At 76.5% G+C, this 23,944-nt stretch carries 22 protein-coding genes; 8 read left to right on the forward strand and 14 right to left on the reverse strand.

The window, feature by feature from the left end; genetic code table 11:
* Positions 1–289 precede the first annotated feature (289 nt).
* A complete protein-coding gene (locus ACH5AR_RS17410; RefSeq protein ID WP_396302282.1) occupies positions 290–586 on the forward strand; it encodes a DUF6479 family protein in 297 nt (98 codons plus the stop codon).
* A 544-nt stretch (positions 587–1,130) separates the two neighbouring features.
* The gene (locus ACH5AR_RS17415; protein ID WP_396302283.1) at positions 1,131–1,352 is read left to right on the forward strand and encodes a DUF6458 family protein; all 222 of its coding nucleotides are present in this window, start codon (positions 1,131–1,133) and stop codon (positions 1,350–1,352) included.
* 151 nt (positions 1,353–1,503) lie between these two features.
* On the opposite strand, the gene ACH5AR_RS17420 is transcribed toward ACH5AR_RS17415, so the two are convergent.
* Together ACH5AR_RS17420 and ACH5AR_RS17425 are read right to left on the reverse strand one after the other, a co-directional pair.
* Entirely contained in the window at positions 1,504–1,839 is a 336-nt protein-coding gene (locus ACH5AR_RS17420; protein ID WP_396302284.1) for a MarR family transcriptional regulator, read from the reverse strand.
* Between the two features lie 284 nt (positions 1,840–2,123).
* A complete protein-coding gene (locus ACH5AR_RS17425; RefSeq protein ID WP_396302285.1) occupies positions 2,124–2,471 on the reverse strand; it encodes a PRC-barrel domain containing protein in 348 nt (115 codons plus the stop codon).
* A 417-nt stretch (positions 2,472–2,888) separates the two neighbouring features.
* Here ACH5AR_RS17425 and ACH5AR_RS17430 point away from each other — a divergent pair, with 417 nt between their 5' ends.
* The 3 genes from ACH5AR_RS17430 (at position 2,889) to ACH5AR_RS17440 (ending at position 6,593) form a co-directional block, all read left to right on the forward strand.
* Entirely contained in the window at positions 2,889–3,290 is a 402-nt protein-coding gene (locus tag ACH5AR_RS17430) for a YccF domain-containing protein (protein ID WP_396302286.1), read from the forward strand.
* A gap of 134 nt (positions 3,291–3,424) precedes the next feature.
* Entirely contained in the window at positions 3,425–4,099 is a 675-nt protein-coding gene (locus tag ACH5AR_RS17435; protein ID WP_396302287.1) for a TetR/AcrR family transcriptional regulator, read from the forward strand.
* Positions 4,100–4,148: 49 nt separating this feature from the next.
* On the forward strand, positions 4,149–6,593 hold the full coding sequence (locus ACH5AR_RS17440) for a LuxR C-terminal-related transcriptional regulator (RefSeq protein WP_396302288.1): 2,445 nt from the start codon (positions 4,149–4,151) through the stop codon (positions 6,591–6,593).
* A 77-nt stretch (positions 6,594–6,670) separates the two neighbouring features.
* Here ACH5AR_RS17440 and ACH5AR_RS17445 read toward each other — a convergent pair whose 3' ends face one another.
* From ACH5AR_RS17445 to ACH5AR_RS17455, 3 genes are all read right to left on the reverse strand, one after another.
* Positions 6,671–6,832: a hypothetical protein gene (locus ACH5AR_RS17445; RefSeq protein WP_396302289.1), complete on the reverse strand. Its 162-nt coding sequence runs from the start codon at positions 6,830–6,832 to the stop codon at positions 6,671–6,673.
* Positions 6,833–6,917: 85 nt separating this feature from the next.
* Positions 6,918–7,082 carry a hypothetical protein gene (locus ACH5AR_RS17450; protein WP_396302290.1) on the reverse strand — a complete coding sequence of 55 codons (165 nt, stop codon included), beginning with the start codon at positions 7,080–7,082 and terminating at the stop codon, positions 6,918–6,920.
* A gap of 171 nt (positions 7,083–7,253) precedes the next feature.
* Positions 7,254–7,421, reverse strand: a complete 168-nt coding sequence (locus ACH5AR_RS17455) for a hypothetical protein (protein WP_396302291.1) — start codon at positions 7,419–7,421, stop codon at positions 7,254–7,256.
* 281 nt (positions 7,422–7,702) lie between these two features.
* Between ACH5AR_RS17455 and lxmK the strand changes: the two genes are divergently transcribed.
* Genes lxmK through ACH5AR_RS17470 form a run of 3 tightly spaced genes read left to right on the forward strand, consistent with a single transcriptional unit; the run spans position 7,703 to position 10,959 of the window.
* Positions 7,703–8,875, forward strand: a complete 1,173-nt coding sequence (gene lxmK / locus ACH5AR_RS17460) for a class V lanthionine synthetase subunit LxmK (RefSeq protein ID WP_396302292.1) — start codon at positions 7,703–7,705, stop codon at positions 8,873–8,875.
* A gap of 52 nt (positions 8,876–8,927) precedes the next feature.
* On the forward strand, positions 8,928–9,950 hold the full coding sequence (locus ACH5AR_RS17465; protein WP_396302293.1) for a T3SS effector HopA1 family protein: 1,023 nt from the start codon (positions 8,928–8,930) through the stop codon (positions 9,948–9,950).
* Between the two features lie 10 nt (positions 9,951–9,960).
* Positions 9,961–10,959 (forward strand): LLM class flavin-dependent oxidoreductase, encoded by a 999-nt coding sequence (locus tag ACH5AR_RS17470; RefSeq protein WP_396302294.1) that lies wholly within the window; start codon positions 9,961–9,963, stop codon positions 10,957–10,959.
* A gap of 287 nt (positions 10,960–11,246) precedes the next feature.
* On the opposite strand, the gene ACH5AR_RS17475 is transcribed toward ACH5AR_RS17470, so the two are convergent.
* From ACH5AR_RS17475 to ACH5AR_RS17515, 9 genes are all read right to left on the reverse strand, one after another.
* The gene (locus tag ACH5AR_RS17475) at positions 11,247–12,515 is read right to left on the reverse strand and encodes an APC family permease (protein ID WP_396302295.1); all 1,269 of its coding nucleotides are present in this window, start codon (positions 12,513–12,515) and stop codon (positions 11,247–11,249) included.
* A gap of 152 nt (positions 12,516–12,667) precedes the next feature.
* Complete coding sequence (locus tag ACH5AR_RS17480) at positions 12,668–13,141, reverse strand: SRPBCC family protein (RefSeq protein ID WP_396302296.1); 474 nt, start codon at positions 13,139–13,141, stop codon at positions 12,668–12,670.
* A 142-nt stretch (positions 13,142–13,283) separates the two neighbouring features.
* Entirely contained in the window at positions 13,284–14,915 is a 1,632-nt protein-coding gene (locus ACH5AR_RS17485) for an AMP-binding protein (RefSeq protein WP_396302297.1), read from the reverse strand.
* Between the two features lie 149 nt (positions 14,916–15,064).
* A complete protein-coding gene (locus tag ACH5AR_RS17490; protein WP_396302298.1) occupies positions 15,065–15,304 on the reverse strand; it encodes a chaplin in 240 nt (79 codons plus the stop codon).
* A 98-nt stretch (positions 15,305–15,402) separates the two neighbouring features.
* Entirely contained in the window at positions 15,403–15,714 is a 312-nt protein-coding gene (locus tag ACH5AR_RS17495; protein WP_396302299.1) for a hypothetical protein, read from the reverse strand.
* On the reverse strand, positions 15,711–18,284 hold the full coding sequence (locus tag ACH5AR_RS17500) for an Hsp70 family protein (protein WP_396302300.1): 2,574 nt from the start codon (positions 18,282–18,284) through the stop codon (positions 15,711–15,713). Before ACH5AR_RS17500 ends, ACH5AR_RS17495 begins: the two co-directional genes overlap by 4 nt.
* A 31-nt stretch (positions 18,285–18,315) precedes the next feature.
* Positions 18,316–19,146: a nucleotide exchange factor GrpE gene (locus ACH5AR_RS17505; protein WP_396302301.1), complete on the reverse strand. Its 831-nt coding sequence runs from the start codon at positions 19,144–19,146 to the stop codon at positions 18,316–18,318.
* Positions 19,143–19,565 carry a hypothetical protein gene (locus tag ACH5AR_RS17510; protein WP_396302302.1) on the reverse strand — a complete coding sequence of 141 codons (423 nt, stop codon included), beginning with the start codon at positions 19,563–19,565 and terminating at the stop codon, positions 19,143–19,145. Before ACH5AR_RS17510 ends, ACH5AR_RS17505 begins: the two co-directional genes overlap by 4 nt.
* Positions 19,566–19,715: 150 nt before the next feature.
* The gene (locus tag ACH5AR_RS17515) at positions 19,716–23,900 is read right to left on the reverse strand and encodes a hypothetical protein (protein ID WP_396302303.1); all 4,185 of its coding nucleotides are present in this window, start codon (positions 23,898–23,900) and stop codon (positions 19,716–19,718) included.
* Positions 23,901–23,944: the final 44 nt, after the last annotated feature.

Genomic DNA, 23,944 nt, shown 5'->3' on the forward strand with positions numbered 1-23,944 from the left:
CGGGAGCCGGTCAGGAGCCCCTGCCCCGGGAGCAGGGCGTCAGCCGCGCGAGGCCGACGCGCTGCTCCCACGCAACGCACTCGCCTTGTCGCTGCCCGGGGCCCTGGCGGACCGCGACATCCCCTCGGAGTGGACGTGCGCCGGGCCGGCGGCCATCCTCCGCAGGCCGGGCCGGGCCGTCTCGCCTTGTCGGGGTGGGTGGGCCCGCATGCACGCGGCTGTTGTGGGCAGGCGCCCGAGGACCGTGCCGTGCTCGCGCGCGGCTTCCCCAGCTGCTGAGGAGGACCCGGTGATCGACACACCGTCCCTGCTGGCGCAGACGTCCAGCGGCCCCCCGTTGCTCGTGCTGATCGTGCCCGCCGTGCTGATCGGAGCGGCCCTGATCGGGGCGTTCGTCTGGGGCGGGCGCCGGCGGGCCGCCCGAGCCAGGCCGCCCGAGCCGGTGCCCCGCGCCGCCCCCGCCCAGGAACCCGACGGCCGCCGGCCCGACCCCGACTCCTGGCGGGTCGCCGGCACCGACGAGGGCCCGGCCTCAACCGGCACACCGGGCGAGTACGGCCAGGGCAACCCCGGCCCGCCGCAGTGAGCCACGGCACCGATCGGCGGCATCCCACCTGCGGGGCCGGAACGACGGCGGCGGGAACGACGGCGGCGGCAACGACGTGATGCTCCTGGCAGTCGCCGTCCCGGCCAGGCCGGGGTGGCGGCCGGACCGCGCGGTGGCGTCCTGTCGTGGTGGCCGAGGGCGTCCGCGACGACGGGGCGGGTGGTTCGAGGAACCGCCTCGGGCGGCGGCACCGCGGGCGGCGGCGACCGGGATGCCGGTCGCGCGCAGGAGCGCGGAGGAGTGGTCGGGGCGGGCCGGCCGGCCCGGTGCCGGAGACGAACAGCCCACCGCGCAGGCGGACCGTCCCGGTCACCGCCGTGTCCACGCCTCAGGGCAGGACCCCGTCGATCGTCCCCGGCTGTACGGTCCGCTGGGCTGCGGAGCGACAAGCCGTCTCACGAGCGAGGTCTCCTCGATCAGCCCCGCACGACGGCTCCCCGGGCAGCCCGCGGGAACCCGCCGACATTCAAGTCCGGATTCGGGGAACCCGAGGAGCAGACCGACCGACGAGGAGTGAGACCGCATGGGTATCGGTGGCTGCATCGTCCTGTTCGCCCTCGGCGCCATCATGGCCTTCGCGACCGACTGGCACGTGAACGGCGTCAACCTGCACCTGGTGGGCTGGATCCTCATGGCCGCCGGGCTTCTGGGATTGATCACCTACGTGAACGTGTTCCGCCGCCGACGCCTGGTCCGCAGGGTCGAGAGCGAGGAGCCGGTCGAGGAGCGCCGCTACTACGAGTAGGTGTCAACCGGACTCCACGACATCGGCCGAAGCCCCCGTACGGTCGGGTTCCGCGTTCGAGCGGGTCCCGGCCGTACGCCGGTGGCCGAGGCCTTCGGACCGGCGTCGGAGACCGGCCCACAGCTCCGGGGGCCAGGCGGCCCGCCGACGCTCAGGCCGGGGGCGGAGGCGGCGGGTTGTCGAGGACGGGGTCGTGGCCGACGTCGGTGAGGGTCTGGCGGACCTGTTTGCCCTCACGGCGGGTGGCGATCAGGCCGGCCGTGCGCAGGGCAGCGGCATGGGCGGAGGCGGAGGGCGGGGTGACGCCGAGCCGCTGGGCGAGTTCGGTGGTGGAGCAGGCGCTGACGCCGGTGGCGCCCAGGACGCGGGCCCGGGCTGGGCCGAGCACGGCAGCGAGGCCGTCGGCGGCCGGTGTCCGGGCCACGGGCTCGGCGGTCGGGGCGGCGATCGGGGGCAGCAGCAGGCTCTGGCGGTCCGGCCCCGCCAACAGGCTGATGCTCCGCTGAACGAAGTAGTCGGGCCGCAGCTCCAGGCCCCGGCCGCCGAGCCTCACCGGGCCGGGGGCGCCGCCGGGGCCGGACCGCTCGGGGGGACGGCCCCACGCCGTGTGCGTCCAGCGCCTGCCCGCAGCCGTCGACCGCACAGGGCGTGCCGCACGGTCCGTCGGCCGATGTCCGGTCAGGCGCGCCGGCGTTCCCGCCGCTCGGCGGGAACGCCGCAGGGCCCCGACCACCAGGTCGGGGCCCTGCGGGGTGCGCCGGTGAGGAGCGGTCAGAAGACCCCACCGTAGTACCCGCCGATCGCCTGGTGGTAGTCCGGGTCCGCGGTGTGCCGGTCCTTGTGGAACTCGGGCGAGTTCTTCACCTCGTCCTTCGTCCGGTTCACCCACACCGTCCGCTCGGCGGTGTCCACGCGCCGGACGGTGCCGGCGGGCAGCAGCACTTCACGGCCGAAGATCCACGGGCCGGTGTCGACCACGATGTGCGCGGAGTCCACCTCCTCGGTGTGCCGGTCGACCTTGCCGATGTGACCGTCCTCGGCCTCGACCCGGTAACCCGTCAGGTCGGTGCCCGGGGCGTAACCCTCGGCGTTGCCGTAGTCCCACAGTCCACTGGTCACAACTGCCTCCTCGTCGTCCGGAGTTCCCGCTTTCCTGGTACGCCGGTTTCCCCCGTCCCGGCGGAACATTCCCCCGCAACCCGCACTTTCCGTGCCGACGAAGGCGCTGCCCGGGCTCGTCTCCCCGCGGAGCTGCGCGGCCTCGACGGCGCGGCCTCTGCGCCGGGCCTCGTCCGGGACACCCCAGGTCTCGCACGGTGTGCCAGGGTGTTCGTGTCCGGGCGCCCCCACACGACAGCGCCGCGCGGCCGTCGGCGACCACCGCGAACAGGCCAGTGGCCCCAGCGCCCGGGCCCGGGCGCGCAAGGGCTCACCCGGACCGCTCCCTGAGGAGCGACCCCTAAGGGCTTAGACGCGTTCGCCGGCGGGCATCGCAGGTCGTAGTGCAACACCATCAGCCATGAGAAGGTACCGAGCATGAGCGCCCTGAAATTCGTCCTCAATGTCATCTGGTTGGTTTTCTGCGGAATCTGGATGGCCCTGGCCTATGCGCTCGCGGGAATCATCTGCTGCGTGCTTGTCATTACCATTCCGTTTGGCATTGCGTCGTTCCGGATCGCCGGGTTCATCCTGTGGCCGTTCGGGCGCACGGCGGTGGAGCGGCCGGACGCCGGGCCCGCGTCGTGCGTCGGCAACGTCGTCTGGCTGGTGTTCGCCGGGTGGTGGCTGGCGATCGGACACCTCGTCACCAGCATCCCGCTGTTCCTGTCGATCATCGGGATCCCCTTCGGGTGGGCCAACCTCAAGATGATCCCGATCTCGCTCATGCCGCTGGGCCGCGAGATCGTCTCCACCGACAAGGAGTGGGGCACCTACTAGGGCCCATCACCACCGACGGCCGACGAGGGCGGGGCCCTCGTCGGCCGTCGGTGTTCGCGCGTCCCCGGGCCTGGTCCCGTTGACTGGATGGCTGTACAGTCAACGCCCGAAGCGGCCACAGCCCAGGAGCCCGCGTGTCACCTCGCTCACCCCATGTCAACGCCCGGTTGCGGGAGGCGTCCCGCGAGCGGATCGTCGGCGCCGCGATCGACGTCCTGGCCCGGAAGGGCTTCCACCAGGCCACCGTCTCCGACATCACCGCCCAGGCGGGTGTCTCCCGCGGGCTGATCAGCTACTACTTCCCGACCAAGCAGGCCCTCGCGGACGAGCTGCTGAACCGCTACCTGGAGGGCGTCCACCAGCTCCTGGACGTCGAGGGCACCCCGGACGAACAGCTGTCCGCCATCATCGACCGCGCGCTGCTGGCCGCCCACCGCACGCGCCACATCCAGCAGATGGCCCTGGGCCTCATGATCGATCCGCAGACGCATCCGCTCTACGCGGCCGCGGAGGCCAGGAAGGACCGGCTGCTCGCCGAACTGGAGGAGCGGCTGCGCGCGTTGTTCCACGCCCGCGGGGCCGAGGACCCCGACCTGGAGGGGGTCATGCTGCGCAGCGTGCTGGAGGGCGTGACGGTCAAACTGGTCATCTACGCCGACCAGTACCCGCTGGAGCCGATCCGCCGCCGGATCCACGCGATGTACCACCTCCCGTGCCCGGCCGGCGCCCTGGTCGAGCAGGCCCCGGGCCCGGGCGGGCCGATGCGCGCCACCGGCGCACCGCCCGGGCCGGCCGACCCGTCACAGTGAACCCACCCAGCCAGGTCACCCACCGCGCCGGTACGTTCTGGAGACGCAAATGACGTCCGCTGATTTCGCCGTCGCCGCCTCGACGGCCGCCGCCCGGCTGCCCGAGGCCGGACCGCCGGGCACCGCCCTGGCGCCCGCCGCCACCGACCCCTTCCCGCTGGAGACGGTCGGCCGGGCCGGCGAGCTCGCCGAGGTCCTGGCCGTGCTCGAACGGCCGGACGTCGACGGCGTGCTGCTGTCCGGAGCACCGGGGATCGGCAAGAGCCGGCTCGCCCAGGAGGCCGCGCTCGCCCACCAGGCCCGCACCGGCGCGACGGTCGGCCGGATCGTGCCGGCGCCCGGGAGCGACTGGGCGGACGGGCTGCGCCGGTGGATCACCCGGGCCCGCGAGTCCGGCGACGCCCCGCCCGTACTGCTGTTGGACGGCGGGCGCCGCGACCCCGACCGGCGGGTCCTGGCCCGGCTGGCCCGGGCGCTGGCCGGGACGGGCGCCAAGGCGCTGGTCACCGCGCGGCGGCCGGTGGCGCAGGACGGCTTCGCGCACCGCAGCGTCCCCCCGCTCCCGGTGCCGCTGGACTGCTGCGCCATCGACGTCGAGGCGTTGGCCTCGGTGCCCTCCGTCGAGCTCTTCGTGGCCTGCCTGCGCGCCTTCAACCCCGCCTTCCGGATCGGGCGCCACAACCAACTGGCCGTCGCCCGCACCTGCGTGGAGCTCCACGGGAACCCCGGGTCGATCGGCCTGGCCGCCCGGATCGCGGCCCTGGAGGGGCCGGAGGTCCTGTGGGCCGCGCTCGACGGCCAGTCCCGGGCCGGAACGCTTCCGGACCGGCCCCGGCCGGGCGTCGACGGCCTCGCCCGATTACTGGACGCGTACGGCCCCGACGACCCGGACCCGGAGGCGCTGCGCGACCTGAGCCAGGCCGGGCGCCGACTGCTCGCCTGCGCCCGGGTGTTCAGCGGCGGCGCGGGGCCCGAGTCGCTGCGGCAGATCTCCGGGGTCGGCCTCGACGAGTACCCGGCCGCCCTGGAGGCACTGCTCGACCGGCACCTGCTCAGCCTCTCCGCGCTTCCCTCGGGCCGCCTCGACGGCTACACCCGCACCCGGCTGCACCTCTCCTTCGGCCGCCGGTCGTACCGGCCGCAGGAGCAGACGGCGGAGGCGGCGCCCGGGCCGGAGGACGTCCGGCTCGCCCACGCCCGGCACCACGCCCGGCTGGCCGCCTCCGCCGTCCGCCTCATCACGGACGGCCCGCAGGCGAGGGGCATCATCGCCTTCCGCAGCGAGGAGGGGAACATCCGCCGGGCACTGGACACCCTGGTCACCGCCGGGCTCGCGGACGAGGCGCTCGACCTCGCCGAGCTGTCCCGGGTGTACCACTACGCGATCGGCACCCCGTTCGACTGGCCCGCCGGACTGGCCTCACTGGGCGGCCCCGGCGCGGACCGGGAGATCCGGCGGCGGACGGCCCTGCTGCTGGCCGAGGCCGCCGTGCGCGACGACGAGCCAGAGGCGGCGCTGGCCGTCCTCGACGGGGTCGGGGCGGGCGGCGCCGGCCACGAGGCCCCGGCGGACGGCGGGTTCGCCGCCAGGACCAGGCACCTGCGCGGGATCGCCGTCACCCCGAGCCGCCCGGACGAGGGCCTCGCCCTGCTGCACCGGGCCGTCGAGCCGGGCGCCGACGGCAGCCACCTGGCCCGTCGCCGGCTGCTGGACGCCGCGCTGGCGGAGTTCCTCCACCGCTGCGCGGACACCGCGGCCACGCTGGCCACCCGCGCGCTCGCCGAGGCCATCCAGGCCGGGGACAGCCTGGTCGCCGGCCTCGCGCTGCTGCACCTGAGCGCGTTCGCGGCGGCCGCGGGACGCGCCGGGGACTCGGCCAACTACCTCGACCGCGCCGTGTCCGCGCTGCGCCCCCTCGGCGCCCCGGCCGCGCTCGGCGCGCTGCTCGCCCTGATGGGCAGCCCGCTGCTGCCGGGCCGCGCCGCCCGCGCCGCCGCGGTCGCCCGGGCACTGGGCTGCTTCCACGCCGTCCGGCGCCACCTGCTCGACGACCCGACCGAACCCGACTTCACCGTCGGCCGGGCCGAAGGGCGGCTGCTGCCCGGCGACCGCGATTCGCTGGCCGCCATGGCGGCCGGAGCGTTGGTCGAACTCCCGGAGCTGATCCAGGAGTTCGCGCTCGGCTGCGCGGCCGTCCGGACGCCCGGCGAGCGCCCGGAGCCCGTGCCGGGCCGGCCCGCCGCGCCCCCTTCGGCGACTGCGGCCGCGGCGGCCGTGCCGCCCTCCGGATCACCGCTGACGCGCCGTCAGATCGAGGTCGCCCGGCTGATCGCCGAGGGCCTGAGCAACAAGCAGATCGCCCGGCAGCTGGCCATCTCCGAATGGACCGTGGTGAACCACATCCGCGAAACCATGCGCAAACTCGACTGCTCCTCCCGCGTGGCGATCGCCGGCTGGGTCCACCGCACGGTACCGGCCCCCGGGGAGCGCTGAACGCTGAACGCGGACACCGAACACCGCCGCCGGTACGGCCCGAAGGCCGTACCGGCGGCGTGCCCCCAGGCGGCGGCTCAGGCCAGGGTCTGGGCGACGACGGAGACGATCCACGAGATGACGATGCTGGGCACGCTGATGCTCGCCTCGGCCCCGTCGGGGACCGACACCAGCTCGTCCCGGGCGGCGCCCGGCGTGGTGTAGGCGGAGTAACCGCCCATCAGGCTACTGGCGTTCACGCGAGGTCCCTTCACTCCGGATTGGGGCGGCGGCCGCCGGTACGGGCCGACGGCCGCGCCGACGGCACGACACGGCGCCGAGGGCTCAGTTGCAGCCCCGCACGATGACGGTGACCAGCACCGAGATCGAGACGGTGATCGAGACGGGGGTGAACCCCTCCGTCCCGTCGGGCACCGACACCAGGTCGTTGCGCGCTGCCGCCGGGGTGGTGTAGGCGGAGTAGCCGCCCATCAGGTCGCTGCTGTCCATGCTGACTCCATTCGTTCTCAACTGCTGCCGGGTGCAGCACCACCGGGATCCTGCCTCCGGACTCGGGCAGGCCGGCGGGCGGTACGGGGCGCGGAGCCCGGCCGCCACCGGATCGTGGCGGCACGGGTCCGTGCCGGACGGGCCCGAGCCGGACGCTCGGATCGGCCCCTGTTACAGGAGGGACATGGTGGCCGGGCTCACGATGAGCGAGATCACCGAGATGAAGGTGACGACGGGCGTGAACCCCTCCGTCCCGTCCGGGATCGACACCAGGTCGTTGCGCGCCGCACCCGGCGTCGTGTAGGCGGAGTAACCGCCCATCAGGTCGCTGCTGTCCATGCTGACTCCCATCGTTCACACGTCCGCTGCCGATCGCAGCGCCACCAGCACACCAGCCGCCGCCTCCGCCCGCCCAGAGGCAGACAACTGCGGCTCCCCGTCAGGGGAGTCACGACCTCACGCCAGGTCCCTGCCGGTCCGCTGCGCCGCACCCGTCCCCCGGCAGGGACCTGCGGGCGCACGGCCCCGCCCGGCAGTGCTCTGCCGGCCCCGGTGCGGGCCGTGCCTGGCAGGGCCGTGCGGCTGCCCGTCGGGGGGCGGGCCCGCCTACGGTGGCTCCCATGGCAGCGACGATCACCGCGATCCGGGACACGGCCGGAACGCCGACGGGGCCCGCCCCCGACACGGACCCCACCGGCGTCTTCGCACCGGTCCCCCTCGACCACGTCCCCGAGGTCGTCCACGCTCTCGAACGCCTGGGCGTGGCACCGTTCGCGGACCGCACGCTCACCAGCCGGGCCGGACGGAACGACAACTGGGCCGGCCCGACCACCGACGGCCGGGAGGTGTTCGTGAAGCGCCTCGCACCGCCGCTCGCCGCCGAACGGTTCGACCGGGCCCGCGCCTTCGAGCGGGCGCTGGCCGCCGGCCGCCCCCCGGAGCACTGGCGCTCGCCGGCCTTCCTCGGCGCCGACCCCGTGGCCCTGCTGCTGGTGCACGAGCGGCTGGCCGACGCGGTACCGGGCAACCTGCTCGCCGACCAGGGCCGCTTCGACGCCGCGCTGTCGCACCGGGCCGGCCTGGCGCTCGCGGAACTGCACCGGCTGCCGGTCGCCCCGGCCGACCTGCCCCAGCCCGCCACCGGGGGGCCGGAACGGGCCGCCGACCGGGTGGCGGAACTGACCGCCGAGAACTACGCCGCCGCCAGCGGGGGCGAGTTGGAGGTGTGGGCGATGCTCCAGCACGACAAGCGGGTCCGGGCCGCCCTGCGCGAACTGGCCGACGCGAGTGCCGCCGCGCCCGCGGTGCCGGTCCACGGCGACCTGCGGCTCGACCAGTTCCTGCTGTCCGGCGAGGAGTTGTACCTGACGGACTGGGAGGAGTTCCGGATCGCCGACGCGGCCCGGGACGTCGGCGCGTACGTCGGCCAGTGGCTCCACCGGGCGGCCACCGGGATGTTCGCGGGCCTCGGGCCGGACACCCCGGCCTCGCCCGCCGAGGTGCACGAGGCGCTGATGCGCAGCGGCACCGAGCAGCTCGACGCGGTGCGTCCGCAGATCGCCGCGTTCTGGTCCGGCTACCGCCGGGGCCGTACCCGGCCCTCCCCCGACGAGGAGCAGTTCACCGTCCGGGTGACCCGCTACGCGGGCTGGCACCTGTTCGAGCGCACGCTCGCCACGGCGGCCTTCACCCACCGCCTCTCCGCCGCCCTGCGCGGGGCCGCCGGGGTGGGGCGCAACGCGCTGCTCGACCCGCTCCGCTCCGCCGCGGTGCTCGGCCTCGTCCAGGACTGACCGCGGGCCCACGCCCACTCGTACGGATCGACAACGGGATCAGGAGACGATCGTGTCCCATCAGCATTCCCCGGCCCCGCTCTCGCCCGCCCTGCGCGAGGCGCTCGGCGGCCTGCGGATCACCGACGGCACGCCGCGGGTCGAGGTCGACGACGACCTGGTGGTGGCCGCGGACACCTGGAGCGAACTGCGCTCGGCGCTGGCCGGCCTGCTGTACGAACGCTGGCACGCCGGCATCGCCCGCCGGGAGGGCCCCGCGCGGCTGCCGCGGCGCAGCGCGTCCTTCGAGAGCGAGCTGATCGCGGCCACCGGCCACACCCGGACGGTCGCGGCGGGTGTGCTCCGCTCGCCGGTCGGGGCCGCCGAGGACGGGGCGGACGCTCCGGTACGGGTCGAGCTGGGCCGGGTGCTGGTCGGCGTGCGGGCCGGTGCGGTGCGCCCGGACGGGCCGCCGGCCGTCGGCCGGCCCTGCCTGGTCGAGCTTCCGGCGGTGCGGCCGGCGCTGTCGCCCGGCTTCCTGCTGGTCGACGGGCCCGGGGGCGCGCCGGTCGCGGCCGGCGAGGTGCTGCGGCTGTACGTGCACCTGGCGGAACCCGGTGCCGCCCCGCCGGTGTGGCGCGCCCTGCTGGAACGGCTGGCGGGCCTGGGTGTGCGGTACCGGGCGAAGGTGCTGTCCCGTCCGTGGACGTACCCGCGGCGGGACGCCGTGGTGGTCTACCTCGACGCCGGGGACGCGGGCGCCGCGCCGCTGCTCGCGGAGGCCGTCGCGGGCCTCCCGGGGATCGCCGCGGAGGCGTCGGTCTTCGCCTCGCCGCTGCGCCCCGGCGTCGCGCTCGCCTGGGAGCCGCGCGACGGGCGGGACGGCTGGGGCGGGCGCAGCTTCGGCCAGCACCGGGCGGCCGCGGTCGCCGACGGCGTGGTGCGCCGGGCGGCCGACCCGGCGGGCCCTCCGCTGGCGGAGCAGGTCGCCCGGGCGCTGCACGAGGCGTCGGCGTCCCCCGCCGAGCCGGCCCGCAACCTCGGTTCGCCCGCCCTGCCGGCACCGGCCGTGCCGGACGTGGACGTGCTGGTCTGAGGTGGCGGGGATGAGGAGTTCGCGCAAGGTCTCGGTGCTCTACCCCGCCCAGGTCCACGACCCGGGGGACGTCCTGCCGCTGGCCGAACTGGTCCACGGCGGGGCCGCCGCCCGGCTCTGGCTGGGCCAGTCGGTGGCCCTGGAGTCGCACCACGTGCTGGCGTACCTGGCGGGGGCGGGCTTCCGGATCCCGGTCGGCCTGTCCGTGGCGCTGACGGCTCTCCGGCACCCGTACGACGCGGCCGTGCAGGCCCGCACCCTCGGCGTGCTGACGGGCCGTCCGCCGGTGGTGGGGTACGGGGCGGGCGATCCCACCTTCGTCGCCTCGCTGAACGGCGCGCCCTACGCCCGGCCGGCCTCGGCGGTGGCGGAGTACCTGGACGTCCTGCGGCGGCTGCTGCACGAGGGGCGGCTGGACCACCACCCGGGGCCGCTGTTCCCGATGCGCGGAGCGGTGCTGCCCCCGGTGTCGGCGCCGGCCGGGAGCGCGCCGCCGGAGGTCGGGGCGGGTGTGCTGCGCCCCGGCATGGCCCGCGCGGCGGGCGCGGTGGCCGACACGGCGATCACCTGGCTGACGCCGCCCGACTACGTGCGGGACGTCCTGGCACCGGCCCTGGAGAAGGGCGCCCGCGACGCCGGGCGGGAGCGGCCGCGGATCGTCACCGTCGTCCACGCCGCGCTGGAGCGGCCGGGGCGCAACGCGATGGTGCTCGCCCAGCGCGGGACCAGGTTCCACCTGGCGGCGCCCCACTACGTGGACATGCTGCGCCGGGCCGGGCTGGACGTCGACGTGTCCGACCCGGTGTCGGCGGCCCGGGAACTGGTCGAGGAGGGCGTCTTCCTGTTCGGCGATCCCCGGGAGGTCCGGGCGGGAGTCGAGCGCCACTTCGAGGCCGGGATCGACGAGGTGGTGATCAACCCCGTCGCCGTCGCGGAGTCCTACGGCGTCCCGGCGGCGGTCGCCGACCTGCGGGAGATCCTGGCGGGCATGCACCGGGCTGCGCCCTGAGGACCGTACGCGCCGTGCCCGCCGCCGGGCGCAGCGCACGGCCCCGTGGGGGTGCGGGGGCGGCCCGGCCCCGGCGGCCCGGGGGCGGGGCGGTGGCCCTGCACCGGGCCGCCGGCGCGCCGGGGTCGCTCAGGGCCGACGGACGCCGGAGGCGGCGGCGGTGCCGGGTGCGAGGGCGGGGGCGCCCCGGACGGCGGAGACGGCGGGCAAGGCGGGGGCGGGGCAGCGGACCGCGCCGAAGGCAGGCACGACCCGGGGCAGCCGGCCCCCGGCGCTGCCGCAACCACTCACGCCCGGCGCGCGAACACCCCGCGGGCCCCGTACACCGCAGCACCGACGACGAGGACGACGGCACCCTGCACGACGGAGACGACCGGCAGGGCGAAGGCGAGGACGAGACAACCGACCACACCGAGGGCGGGCACGACGCGCGGCGGCCGGCCCTCGGCCGGGCTGAGGGTCAGGGCGGCGGCGTTGGCGACGGCGTAGTAGGCGAGGACGCCGAAGGAGGAGAAGCCGATCGCGCCGCGGACGTCGCCGAGGGCGGCGACCAGGGCCACCACGGCGCCGACGGCCAGCTCGGCGCGGTGCGGGACTCCGAAGCGGGGGTGGACGGCGGCCAGCGGGTGCGGGAGGTGGCGGTCGCGGGCCATCGCGAGGGTGGTGCGGGAGACGCCGAGGATCAGTGCCAGCAACGAGCCGAGGGCGGCCACCGCGGCGCCCACCCGCACCACCGGGGCGAGGCCGGGCGCTCCGGCGGCCCGGACGGCGTCGGCCAGCGGCGCGGCGCTGTGGGCGAGGCGCTCGGGGCCGAGGACGGCCAGTACGGCGAGGCCGACGGCGGCGTAGACGACCAGGGTGATGCCGAGGGCGAGCGGAATCGCCCGCGGGATGGTGCGCCCGGGGTCGCGGACCTCCTCGCCGAGGGTGGCGATCCGGGCGTACCCGGCGAAGGCGAAGAAGAGCAGGCCGGCGGCCTGGAGCAGGCCGTGGAAGCCGGTGTCCGCGCCGACGGCCCAGCGGCCGGTGTCCGCGCCGCCGGCGGCCAGGCAGGCGGTGACGACGGCGGCGAGCACCGCGAGGACGACGGCCACGACCACCCGGGTGAGCCAGGCGGCCTTCTGCACCCCGACGTAGTTGACGGCGGTCAGCGCGACGACGGCGGCGACCGCGACGGCGTGGGCCTGGGCGGGCCAGACGTAGGAGCCGACGGTGAGGGCCATCGCGGCGCAGGAGGCGGTCTTGCCGACCACGAAGCCCCAGCCGGCCAGGTAGCCCCAGAAGTCGCCGAGCCGCTCCCGGCCGTAGACGTAGGTGCCGCCGGACTGCGGGTAGCGGGCGGCCAGCCGGGCCGAGGAGGTGGCGTTGCAGTACGCGACCAGGCCGGCCAGCGCCAGCCCGACCAGCAGCCCGGAGCCGGCGGCCCCGGCGGCGGGCGCGAGGGCGGCGAAGACGCCCGCGCCGACCATCGAGCCCAGCCCGACCACCACGGCGTCGAACACCCCGAGGTGGCGCCGCAGCTCCCCCGGCCCGGCCGCCGTCGGCGACGCGCTCATCCTCTGCTCCTCCCGGACCGGCTGCGGTGTCGGCGCACCCTACCGGAGCGAGGGGAACGGCGCGTGCCGGACGGACCGCCACCGCCGGGCCGGGCGGCGGGCGCCGGGTCAGCGCGAAGCGGACGGGCCGGGGCCGGGCGGCGGGCGCCGGGTCAGCGCGAAGCGGACGGACCGGGGCCGGCTGCGGGCGGCGGGCGGCGGCCGAGGCGGTCCGCCAGGGTGCGCAGGTCCGCGGTGAGCGCGGCCCGTACCCGGCGGGACATCAGCGGGCCGGCCAGCCGGGGGCCGCCGCGGACGCGGAGGCGGGCGAAGGTGCCGGCCTGGGTGGGCTCGAAGGTGTAGGTGACCCGCATGGGCGTCGGCCCGGCGACGGAGACCAGGTCGAGCACCGTCGGCGGGTCGTGGCGCGCCACCCGCAGCACGTACGAGAAGGACCGGCCGAGGAAGCGCGCGGTCCGGGTGACCTCGGCGCCCACGCCGAAGCCTCCGGTGTCGGCCTCCCGGGTGAGGGCGGCGGTGCGGACGCCCCCGGCCCACTCGGAGTCGTGGCGCCAGTCCATCGCGTAGGCGGCCACGGTGGCGGGCGGGAGGGGGATCAGGCGTTCCACTGTGACGTCGAGGGGCATGATCACACTCTCCCGCCGGGCGGGCCACCGCGCCCCCCGGACTCGCCCGGGCGGAGGGGCGTGTCCCCGCGCGGCCCCGGTACGGCCCGGGCGCGTCCCGGGAGCGAGGCGTGTCGGGGCGGGGCGGGTCGCGGCCGCCGGTCTACAGCCCCAGGATCCGTCGGGCCTGCTCGCGCATCTCGACCTTGCGGATCTTCCCGGTGACCGTCATCGGGAACTCCTCGACCACGTGCACGTAGCGCGGGATCTTCACGTGGGCGAGCCGGCCGGTGCAGTACGCCCGGACGGCCTCGGCGGTGAGCGGCTCGGCGCCCTCCCGCATCCGGATCCACGCCATCAGCTCCTCGCCGTACCGGGCGTCGGGGACGCCGATGACCTGGACGTCGAGGATGTCCGGGTGGGCGTGCAGGAACTCCTCGATCTCGCGCGGGTAGAGGTTCTCGCCGCCGCGGATCACCATGTCCTTGATCCGCCCGGTGATGGCGAGGTAGCCCTCCTCGTCCATCACCGCGAGGTCCCCGGTGTGCATCCAGCGGGCGGCGTCCACGGCCTCGGCGGTGCGCTCGGGCTCGCCCCAGTAGCCGAGCATGACGGAGTAGCCGCGGGTGCACAGCTCCCCGGGTTCGCCGCGCGGGACGGTGCGGCCGGTGGCCGGGTCGACCACCTTGACCTCCAGGTGCGGCCCGACCCGCCCCACCGTGGCGACCCGCCGCTCGACCGGGTCGTCGACCCGGGTCTGGGTGGAGACCGGCGAGGTCTCGGTCATGCCGTAGCAGATCGAGACCTGCTCCATGCCCATCCGCCCGATGACCTCCTTCATCACCTCGCTCGGGCAGGGCGAGCCGGCCATGATGCCGGTGCGCAGGCTGCCGAGGTCGTAGCGGTCGAAGTCCGGGTCGGCGAGTTCGGCGATGAACATCGTCGGCACGCCGTACAGCGAGGTGCAGCGCTCGGCGGCGACGGCGGCCAGGGTGGCGCCGGGCTCGAAGGACGGGGCGGGGATGACCATGCAGGCGCCGTGCGAGGTGGCGGCCAGGTTGCCCATCACCATGCCGAAGCAGTGGTAGAAGGGCACCGGGATGCAGATCCGGTCCCGCTCGGTGTAGTCGAGCAGCTCGCCCACGAAGTAGCCGTTGTTGAGGATGTTGTGGTGCGAGAGCGTCGCGCCCTTGGGGAAGCCGGTCGTGCCGGAGGTGTACTGGATGTTGATCGGGTCGTCGGGGGCCGACTCGCCCTGGCGCTCGGCGAGTCGGGCCGGGTCGGCGCGCCGCCCGGCGGCGAGCAGGTCGTCCCAGGCGGGGCTCGTGGTCAGCAGGACGCGCTCCAGCCGCGGGCAGCGCGGCCGCACCTCCTCGACCATCCCGGCGTAGTCGGAGGTCTTGAACCGCTCGGCGGCGACCAGCAGCCGGATGCCCGCCTGGTTCAGCACGTACTCCAACTCGTGGGCGCGGTAGGCCGGGTTGACGGTGACCAGGATCGCGCCGAGCTTGGCGGTGGCGTACTGGGTGAGCGTCCACTCGGCGCAGTTGGGGGCCCAGATGCCGACCCGGTCCCCCTTGGCGATCCCGAGCTCCAGCAGGCCGAGCGCCAGGGCGTCGACGTCGGCGCCGAGTTGGGCGTACGTCCAGCGGCGGCCGGTGGCGCGGTCGACGAGGGCGTCGCGCTCGGGGAAGGCGCGCACCGCGCGGTCGAGGTTCTCCCCGATCGTGTCACCGAGCAGCGGGACCTCCGAGGTGCCGGAGGCGTAGCTGCGCGGGGTCGGCGTGGTCGGCACGGGCTGGCTCCTGGAGGACGGCGGTGCGGGTCGGGCACCATGCTCGCGGCCGCCGCGCCGCGCCGCCACCCCCGAACGGGGGTACGGACACGGCGCCGGGGCCGCCCGTCGACGCGCGACGGACGGCCCCGGCCCTGGGGCGGGCGGGACTACCCGTTGATGCAGACGTTGCCGAACGCCGGGTTGAGCAGCCCGATGACGTCGATCGAGTTGCCGCAGACGTTGGCCTCGACGTTGACCGGGACCTGGATGAGGTTGCCGGACAGGATGCCGGGCGAGCCGATGGCGGCACCGTTGGCGGTGGCGTCACCGGCGGAGGCGGTCCCGGCACCGGCGAGGACCGCCGCCGCGGCGAGGGCGGTGGCGGCGAGGGTGGTACGCATACGCATTGCGTCGCTCCTTGTGAGCAGGGCGGTTCGAAGTGTGACGATCACACTCGCCCACGATCACAAGCGATCCGCTCCGCCGCACGCCGGATTGGCCCGTCCTAGGGCGCGTCGGCCTCCCGCCCCACCGCCGCGGGCCCTCCGGAGCCGCCCACGCTCAGTGATTCCAGCAGCTCCCGGGCCGGGCGCAGCCCCGGCTCCGCCGCCACCGCCCGGTGCAACAGCCCGAGGGCGTACGGACCGTCCCCGGCCGCCAGGGCCGCCAGGGCCCGGTTGTAGTCGATCCGTCCGGCGTAACGCAGCCGGAACAGCACCGACAGGTCCTCCCGGCAGGACGGGCAGCGCAGCGTTCCCGGGTCCGCCGGCACCCGGCACAGCGGGCAGGGCACCTCCGGGGCGTCCTCGGCGCTCACCGCGGCCCCGCCTCCTCCGGCCGGACCGGGCCGAGCGACTCCTGGGCCGGCTCGCTGCCCAGCTCCCGCTGCGCCTGCGCGTACAGCGCCAGCAGGTTGGACATGTGGGTGTTGACCTGCGCCATGTTCGGCGCCTCCACCGCCTCGTCCAGCCCGCGCAGCTCGGCCATGATCAGCTGGGCCAGGGCGGGCGAGACCATGTTCTGGGTCACGTACACGTTGCACATGGTCAGCATCCGCATGGTGTGCCCGAGCGAGTCGCACAGTTCGTCCGCCCGCCGGGCCGCGCGCACCGCGCCCTCCCAGTCGGCGGCCTCGCGGCGCAGCCGCAGCTCGGCGGCGACCGACCGCAGCCGGTCCAGGTCGCTCGGGTCGAGGTGCTTCTCGCAGTAGTGGAGGAACAGGCTCAGGTACGCCTCGGAGCCGCGCACCCAGCGCTGGGCCTTGAGCTGCTGCTGGGCCCGCTCCAGGGCCGCGTCCACCGACTGGCCGCGGGTCTGCCCGGCCGCCAGGTCGTCCAGGGTGTCCATCAGCCGCTGCGCCTCCCGCCGCTCGGCCTCGGTCAGCTCGCCGCCCCAGCGGTCGGTGAAGGACTCGATCTGCCGCTGCTGCTCCTCGACCTGCACCTTCAGCTCGGGGTCGAGGGTGACCCGCTCCAGCTTGACGGTCTTCTCGGCGCCGCCCTGGATCCGCACCGACAGCGTGATGGTGCGGTCCCGGTCGAGGCCGAAGGCGACCTCCACCGGGGTGCGGCCGCCCAGGCCCTCGGGCAGCCGCAGGGTGAGGTGGCCGATCAGCTCGTTCTGCTGGGCGATCTCGTGCTCGCCCTCGTAGACCGCGACCTCCAGCCGCTGCCGGCCGCTGCCGGAGACCACGAACTCCCGGCTGACCGGCGCCCCGGTCGGGTAGCTGGTGTTCTTGGGGATGATGACGGCGAGCCGGCCGTCGTTCAGCTCGATGCCGAGGTTCTTCGGGGTGATGTCGAACGGGTTGGTGACCTGCGCCAGCTCGCCGCAGCCCGGGCAGACCTCGCAGCCGGGCGGGTTGACCACCCCGCAGGAGGCGCAGCGCAGGCCCACGTCCTCGGCGGCGGTGGCCACCCTGGTGCGGCCGGGGGCGGCCGAGTTCAGCGGCTCGCCGCACAGTTCGCAGGCGGTGACGCCGGCGGCGGCCGGGGTGCCGCAGCGCGGGCAGTTGCCGCCGTGCACCACGGCGGTGGTCCGGCTCTGCGGCGGGACGGCCGCACCGGCCCCGGCGGCGCCCGGACCGCTGAGCGCCTGCTCGCACTTGGGGCAGGACGCGGCCTCGGCGTCGACCGGCAGGTGGCAGGTCGGGCAGGAGACCCGGGCACCGCCGAGCAGGGTGGTGGCGCAGTTGGCGCAGTTGGAGGCGGACAGGTCCCCCGGGGCCCGGCACTCGGGGCACTCCACCTCGCCGACCAGCGCGGACTGCACGGCCGCGCCCAGCGCCACGCACTGCATCGGGTTGACGCCGCGGCGGATCCGGCGCGGGCCGAAGACCTCGCCGAGCCGGCGGGCGACGAGCGGGATCGCGGTCGAGCCGCCGACCAGCACCACCTCGTCGATGTCCCCGACGGTCAGGTTGGCCTGCATGATGGCCTTGTGGGTCAGCTCGATGGTGCGCTCGATCCGGCCCTCGATCAGCTCCTCGAAGCGGGCCCGCTCGAACTCCGTCTCCAGCACCAGCTGCCCGGCGCCCAGGCCCGGCAGGATGACCTCGGAGGACTCCTGGTTGGAGAGCTCGATCTTGATGCTCTCGGCGGTGGCGGCGATCTTCGGGCGGTCGCGCAGGTCGGGCTGGTACTGCGCGCCGTACTCCTCGCGGATGTCCTCCAGCAGCGCGGTGGTGATCGCGCGGTCGAAGTCGTCGCCGCCGAGCAGGTTGTCGCCCTCGATGCCGAGCACCGAGACCGAGCCGGGCACCAGTAGCAGGATGGAGATGTCGAAGGTGCCGCCGCCCAGATCGTAGACCAGGACGGTCCTGCCCTCGTCGCCCGCCTCCGAGGTGATGCCGTAGGCGAGGGCGGCGGCGGTCGGCTCGTTGATGATCCGCAGCACGTGCAGGCCGGCCATCCGGCCCGCCTCCTGGGTGGCCGCGACCTGCCGCTCGCCGAAGTACGCGGGGACGGTGATGACGGCCCGGTGGAAGGGCTCGCCGAGGCGCTGCTCGGCGTCCTCCCTGAGGCGGTGCAGGATGATCGCGGAGATCTCGATCGGGGTGTACGCGCGGCCGTTGAACCAGACGTTGACGTCGCCGTCGGTGCCCGCGGTGACCTTGTAGTCCACCTCCTTCAGGGCCGCCTGGACCTGCGGGTCCTTGAACTTGCGGCCCATGAAGCGCTTGACCGAGCGGATCACGTTGGCGCCGTCGACGGCGATCCGGCTGCGCGCGGTGGAGCCCACCAGCAGCTCGCCCCTGCGGCCGCTGCCGACCACGGAGGGCGTGGCCTCCTGGTTCTGCCGGTTGAAGATGATCTCCGGCTCGCCCCGGCGCAGGTGCGCGACCACGGAGTTGGTGGTGCCCAGGTCGATGCCGAGTGTGCGGTACATGTCGTTCCCCTCTTGCCCCTCGTGGTCCTGGCTACTTCTTGCGCTTGGCCTGCTTGGCCTGCTTGGCCGCGGTCCCGGCCCGGCGGCGGGCCCGGGGCGGGGCCGACCGGGGCTGGGTCCGGGTGACGGGCGCGGCGGCCTCCGGGTCGGGGGCCTCGGGCTCGGGGGCCTCAGGCTCGGGGGCCGGGCGCGGTTCGGGACCGGGCCCGGGGCCCGGCTCGGGTGCGGGCTGCAACTCCGGCTCCGGCTCGGGCTCCTGGCGCGGCTCGGACGCCAACTCGGGCTCGGGAACGGGATCCTGGCACGGACCGGTCTGCGACTCCGGCTCCGGGTCCGGCTCCTGGAGCAGCCCCGGCTCCGGTGGGGGCGCCGGATCGGGCTCCGGTGCGGCGACCACCACCTGGGCCCGGCGCAGCACCTCGTCCGCCCAGAAAAACCCGGTCACCACCGTCCGCACCACCGTCTCCGGCGCCACCCCGGGCCGGGCCTCGGTCCCGACGATCTCGGCCAGCTCCGGGTCGGCCGTCATGCCCTCCAGCCGCATCGGCCGCACCCCGGCCCTGGCGAGCTGCCCGAGCAGGCGCCGCCGGGTGGCCTCCAGCCCGGCACCGCGCCCGAGCGCCACCAGCTCGCGGTCCAGCCCGAGGGCGGCGAGCGCGTCGTCCACCTCGACCAGGATGCCGAGCAGTTCGCGCTGCCCGGCCCGGGCGTCCTCCTTCTGCTCCGTCAGCTTGCTCCCCAACAGGGAGGCCCGGAAGAGCAGTCGGCCGAACGCCTGCTCCAGGTCGACGTCCTCGACGCCGGGCGGGATCTCCAACGGCCGGTGGCTGTCGGCCGGTTCACCGGGGGATGTGTCGGTCATTCGGGGACCTCGATCTGCGGGAGCACGGACAGGTCCGCCGCGTAGCGCGCGGGGACGGGCGGTTCGGGGTCGGCGCCGCCGGGGGCGGGCTCGGCGAAGTCGGCGGCCAGCTCGGCCCGGTGGAGGGCGAGCAGGGCGGCGGGCGGCAGCGGCGGGCGCTCGACCAGCAGCAGCGGTTCGGCGAGCGCGGGGGCCAGCAGGTCGCCGGCCCGGTCGGCCGGCTCCGGCGGCAGGGGCCGCTGGAGGTCCGCCTCCAGGCGCCGGTCGGGGTTGCGCAGCAGCGCCGCGGCCTCCTGGATCTGCTGCCGGGTGTACCGGCCGGCCTTCATCGCCGGCCCGACGGCGAGGTTGATCTCGCGCACGCCGACCGTGAGCGCGACGCCCAGGACCTCGTACGGTGACGGTTCGTGCAGTGGCATGGCGGGCGGTCCCTCTCCTCACGGTGGCGGTGGGCGGCTCGTCGGCTGCTCGGACGGTGGGGGCTCGGACGGTGGCGGCTCGGACGACGGCTCCGGCGGGCGGTCCGCGGCGTACCGTCCAGGACGCCCCCGGGTACGGTGCGGTTGCCGTCAGTACAGCGAGTTGATCCGCAGCTGCATGGCGCGCAGCTCGATGTCGTCCGGGCTGTACTCGACGGCCCGGCGGGCCAGGTCCCGGGCCTCCCGCAGCTTCCGGGCGTTGGCCTGCTGGACGGCGAACGAGCCGTAGACGATACCGAGTTCGCGGTGCAGCTGGTCGGTGTCCTCCGCCGTGGCGGACAGCTCCAGGGCCTCCTCCAGCAGCTTGACCGCCGCGCGGTAGCGGCGGCCCTCGTAGTGGCCGATGGCGTTCCCGCGCCAGACGCTGACCATCAGCCGACGGATGTCGGTCGAGTCGTCGTAGGACCTGGCCTTCTGGAGCATCGCGGCCTGGTCGGCGAACGGCTGGTCCTGCATGGCGTCCACGACGTGGTTGGCGAGCAGCACCGAGACCCGCCGCGGGGCCTCGTGCTCGACCCCGCCCGTCCAGTCCGGGTCGGCGCGCAGCGCCTCGGCCATCCACGCGACGGCGCGCCGGCGGTCGTCGGCGAGGGCGGCCGAGCGGGAGAGCTGGCGCAGCACGAAGACGAGGCCGATCCGGTGGTCCGGGTCGGGGTTGAGCTCCAGCAGCGCCCGCCAGGCCCCGGCGGCCTCCTCCAGCTCCGCGTCGCTGGCGTCGGGCCGGCTGAGCTGGCCGGCCCGGTTGCCGAGGGCGGCCTCCAGGAAGTGCCGGGCGGTCGGGTCGCCGGGGGCCAGCTCCAGGCTCTTCTCCAGCAGCGCGAGGGCGCGGGAGTAGTCCTTCTCCTCGTTGTTGACCTTGCGCGCCCACTGGGCGTAGGTGGCGCCGAGGTCGCCCCGCACCTCCGGGTCGTCGGGGGCCAGCGCCAGGGCCTTCTCCAGGAGTTCGGCGGCTCCGGCCTGGTCGTCCAGGCTGCTCTTGAGCAGCGCCCGGGCGGCCCGCACCCCGGACTCGGCGGCGATCGCGGCGGCGTCGGCGGGCAGCCGGGCACCGGGGAGGGCACGGGCCCGGGTGAGGCTGTCCAGGGCCTCGCGCCAGTCCTGGTTGCGGTGGTGCTCGCGGGCCTGGCTGGCCAGGGCCTCGCCGAGCAGCTCCTGCCAGTCCTCGCCGCGCCGCTGCTCGGGCACCGCGTCCAGGGCCGCGACGGCGGCGGCCTGCCGGCCCTGGAGCTGGAGGTAGCGCTGCGCGCCGAGCTCGCCGAAGAGGCCGAGGGCGCGGGCGGGCGCGGGCGCGTCGGGGCCCGCGGGCCGCCGGCGCCAGGGCCGGACGGCCAGCTCGAAGGCCTCGGCCCAGCTCGCGGGGCCGGGCCCGGCGCGCAGCAGCCGGTCCAGGGTCGGGCCGTGGGCGAGGCGGCGGGCCGGGCGTCCGGGCAGGGTGACCCGGATGTCCTCCCGGGCGAACGCGTCCGCGCAGTACGTCTCCACGCCCAGGCGCAGCGTCCAGGCGGCGACCTCGTCGCCGCTGCGCCCGGCGCCGCGGTCCAGGGCGCGCAGGTCGTCGCGGAGGCGGTCGAGCAGCCCGGCCCGGGCGGCGGCCAGCCGCCGGGGGTCGGCGGTGCGGCCGGTGGTCCGCGCGGACTCCGCCCACAGTTCGGGCTGGTGCAGCGCGGCGACCAGGCAGCCCAAGGTCCAGTCCCAGACCTCCTCGCCGGAACCGCCGGGACCGCCGGGACCGCCGGGGCTGCTCGGACCGCTCGGATCACCCGGGTCACCGGGACTGCTGGGATCACCCGGACCGCCCAAGGCCCCGGAGGCGGCGGCGAGCCGGTAGCCGGCCAGGCCCAGCGCGTGCAGCAGCCGGGGGTGGGCCGGGTCCGTGCGCAGCAGCTCCCGGTAGGCCTCCCAGGCCTCCCGGTGGCGGCCGTCGAGGACGGCCTGGTGCGCCTCGTGCTCGGCGAGCAGGACGAGCGCGCCCGCCGCGTGCGGCTGCTCGGGGGCGAGCCGGAGGGCCTGGCGCAGGTCCACGGCGGCCGGCCCGGGCCGGCCTGCGGCGAGCGCGGCGGCGGCCCGGCGGACCAGGACGGCGGCGCGGGCCGTCCGGGCGTCCTCGGGCAGGCCGTCCAGCGCCTCGTCCAGCCGGCCGAGCTCGGCGCGCAGCAGGGCGAGGTCGAGCCGGACGGGCGCGGCGGCAGCGGCGTCGCCGAGCGCCTCGGCCCAGCGGGCGAGCACGGGCTCGGCCTGCTCGGGGGTGCCGGCCCGGCGGGCGCAGTCGAGGACGGCGCGCAGCGCGGGGGCGGCGCAGCGCACGCAGCGGGGCGAGCCGGCGGCCCCGGGGGCGTGCTGGTGGTCGGAGCAGGCCTCGCGGCCGCACCCGCCGCAGGCCGCGGCGGCGGGGCGGTCGCAGAGCGCGCAGTCGCCGGTCGGTCGGCCGCTCGGGGCCGGGCCCGAGGCCAGGAAGTGCCGGTACCAGTCCAGCGCGGCGGCCCAGTTGCCGGCCCGTTCGGCGAGCACGGCACGAAGCCGGGCGGTCGCCGGGTCCCCGGCCGGGTCGGGCGGGCCGAGCAGGGCGATGGTCCGGGCCGGACGGCCCGCCGCCAGGGCGACGGCGGCCAGGTGGTAGCGGTCGCGCGGGCCGCGTGCGGCGTCGAGCAGGGTGGCGACGGGCTCCGGGGTGCCCTCGGCCAGGGCCAGGGCGGCGCGCAGCCGGGCCTGGCGGTGGGTGAGGGCACCGGGCAGGCTGTCGGCGAGGGCGAGCGCGGCGGCGGCACGGCGGCGCGGTTCGGCGTGGTCGCGGCCGGTGACGAGCAGGTGGGCGGCCTCGCGCAGGGCGGCCTCGCGCAGCGCGGCGCGGTAGCCGGGGGCGTCCGGGTGCTCGGCGGCGGCGCGCTGCCACAGCTCGCGGGCGGCCGTCGGGTCGGTGGCCAGCCGGGCGCGGGCGAGCCGGTCACGGGCCAGGGCTCGGCGGGGCCCCGACTCCTCGTCGCCCAGGGCCTCCCAGCGGGCGAGGGCGCCGGCCGGGTCTCCGGTGCGGGCGAGGGCGAGGCCGTGGTGGAAGGCGGCGACGGCACTCCAGCGGCTGCCCGGTTCGGCGTCGGCCTCGGCGCGCAGGACGGGCCCGGCCTCCTCGGCCCGCCCGGCGGCGAGCAGCGCGGCGCCGAGCCGGACCCGGGCGGGCCGCCAGTCCGGGGCCAGGGCGAGGCCGGCCCGGTACTCGGCGACGGCCTCGGCGGGGCGCTCGGCCCGCTCGTGCACCAGGGCGAGGCCGAACCGGGCCGGGGCGTGGTCGGGTCGGACGGCCAGGGCGGCGCCGAACTGCTCCCGGGCCTGCTCGTCGGCGCCGAGCAGCAGGGCGAGCCGGCCCAGCGCGTAGCGGGGGCGGGGGTCGGCCGGGCTCTCGACGGCGGCGGCCGCGAGGTCGGCCCAGGCCCGTTCGGTGGCGCCGGTGCGCTGCGCGGCGAGGCCGCGGAAGAGCAGGGCGTCGGTGCGCAGGGCCGGGCCGCGAGCCCACGGGGAGGGCTCGCCGGGGCCGCGCCGCAGGGCCTCGTCGAAGGCGGCGACGGCGGGCGCGTCCCGGTGCCGGGCGTACAGCTGGGCGCCCCGGCGGAACCAGAGTTCGCCGCTGCCGCCGGGGGCCGCGTCGGACACCAGGCGCTCGGCCTCGGCGGCGCGGCCGGTGGCGGTCAGCAGGGCGGCGCGGGCGAGCACCGGCCAGTCCCGGCCGGGCAGGGCGGCGAGGGCGCCGGCGGTGGCCTCCTCCCGCTGCTCGACGGCTCCCTCCCGGCACCGGTGCTGCAGCCAGTCCAGGGCGCGGGCGGCGGCCTCGGCCTCCTCTCCGGGCTCGGCACCGCCGGCGGTGGCCCGGAGGAAGGCGAGCAGCGGGCCGAGGTCGCCCTCGGCGGCCCGCATCCGGGCCTCGGCGAGCCGGCGCAGGCTCCAGCGGGGCAGCTGCCGGGCCGGGTCGGCGAGCAGCGGGTAGGCCTCGCGGTACAGGGCGAGGGTGGCCTGCCGGTCGCCGGTGGGGACGGTCGCCTCGGCCTGGCCGAGCAGGGCGAGGCCGCGCTGGGGGCCCGACTCCCCCGGTGCGTCGGCGAGTCGGCGGGCCAGCCGGGCGTAGCTGCGGCGGGCCTGGGCGGCCTTCCCGGCGGCGAGCCGTTCGGCGGCCGCGGCGAGGGCCTTCGCCACCGTCTCGGCGTCCAGGGCCCGTCGGCGGCGGGCCAGGACGGCGGCGGCCGCACCGGCCAGCGCCACCACGGCGAGCAGCACCACCAACAGCGCCATGCACCCTCCCCCAGGGTTCGGACACCATCCATCTCATGAACAAC

Origin of the sequence: Kitasatospora sp. NPDC018619, assembly GCF_044391605.1 — a bacterium.
Classification (GTDB): Bacteria; Actinomycetota; Actinomycetes; order Streptomycetales; family Streptomycetaceae; genus Kitasatospora.

What these genes read in the sequence shown, in the direction of transcription:
- ACH5AR_RS17415 (WP_396302283.1), top strand. Translation starts at nt 1,131, where the DNA reads ATGGGTATCGGTGGCTGCATCGTCCTGTTCGCCCTCGGCGCCATCATG.
- ACH5AR_RS17430 (WP_396302286.1), top strand. Translation starts at nt 2,889, where the DNA reads ATGAGCGCCCTGAAATTCGTCCTCAATGTCATCTGGTTGGTTTTCTGC.
- ACH5AR_RS17440 (WP_396302288.1), top strand. Translation starts at nt 4,149, where the DNA reads ATGACGTCCGCTGATTTCGCCGTCGCCGCCTCGACGGCCGCCGCCCGG.
- ACH5AR_RS17450 (WP_396302290.1), bottom strand. Translation starts at nt 7,082, where the DNA reads ATGGACAGCAGCGACCTGATGGGCGGCTACTCCGCCTACACCACCCCG.
- ACH5AR_RS17455 (WP_396302291.1), bottom strand. Translation starts at nt 7,421, where the DNA reads ATGGACAGCAGCGACCTGATGGGCGGTTACTCCGCCTACACGACGCCG.
- lxmK (WP_396302292.1), top strand. Translation starts at nt 7,703, where the DNA reads ATGGCAGCGACGATCACCGCGATCCGGGACACGGCCGGAACGCCGACG.
- ACH5AR_RS17470 (WP_396302294.1), top strand. Translation starts at nt 9,961, where the DNA reads ATGAGGAGTTCGCGCAAGGTCTCGGTGCTCTACCCCGCCCAGGTCCAC.
- ACH5AR_RS17475 (WP_396302295.1), bottom strand. Translation starts at nt 12,515, where the DNA reads ATGAGCGCGTCGCCGACGGCGGCCGGGCCGGGGGAGCTGCGGCGCCAC.
- ACH5AR_RS17480 (WP_396302296.1), bottom strand. Translation starts at nt 13,141, where the DNA reads ATGCCCCTCGACGTCACAGTGGAACGCCTGATCCCCCTCCCGCCCGCC.
- ACH5AR_RS17490 (WP_396302298.1), bottom strand. Translation starts at nt 15,304, where the DNA reads ATGCGTATGCGTACCACCCTCGCCGCCACCGCCCTCGCCGCGGCGGCG.
- ACH5AR_RS17500 (WP_396302300.1), bottom strand. Translation starts at nt 18,284, where the DNA reads ATGTACCGCACACTCGGCATCGACCTGGGCACCACCAACTCCGTGGTC.
- ACH5AR_RS17505 (WP_396302301.1), bottom strand. Translation starts at nt 19,146, where the DNA reads ATGACCGACACATCCCCCGGTGAACCGGCCGACAGCCACCGGCCGTTG.
- ACH5AR_RS17510 (WP_396302302.1), bottom strand. Translation starts at nt 19,565, where the DNA reads ATGCCACTGCACGAACCGTCACCGTACGAGGTCCTGGGCGTCGCGCTC.
- ACH5AR_RS17515 (WP_396302303.1), bottom strand. Translation starts at nt 23,900, where the DNA reads ATGGCGCTGTTGGTGGTGCTGCTCGCCGTGGTGGCGCTGGCCGGTGCG.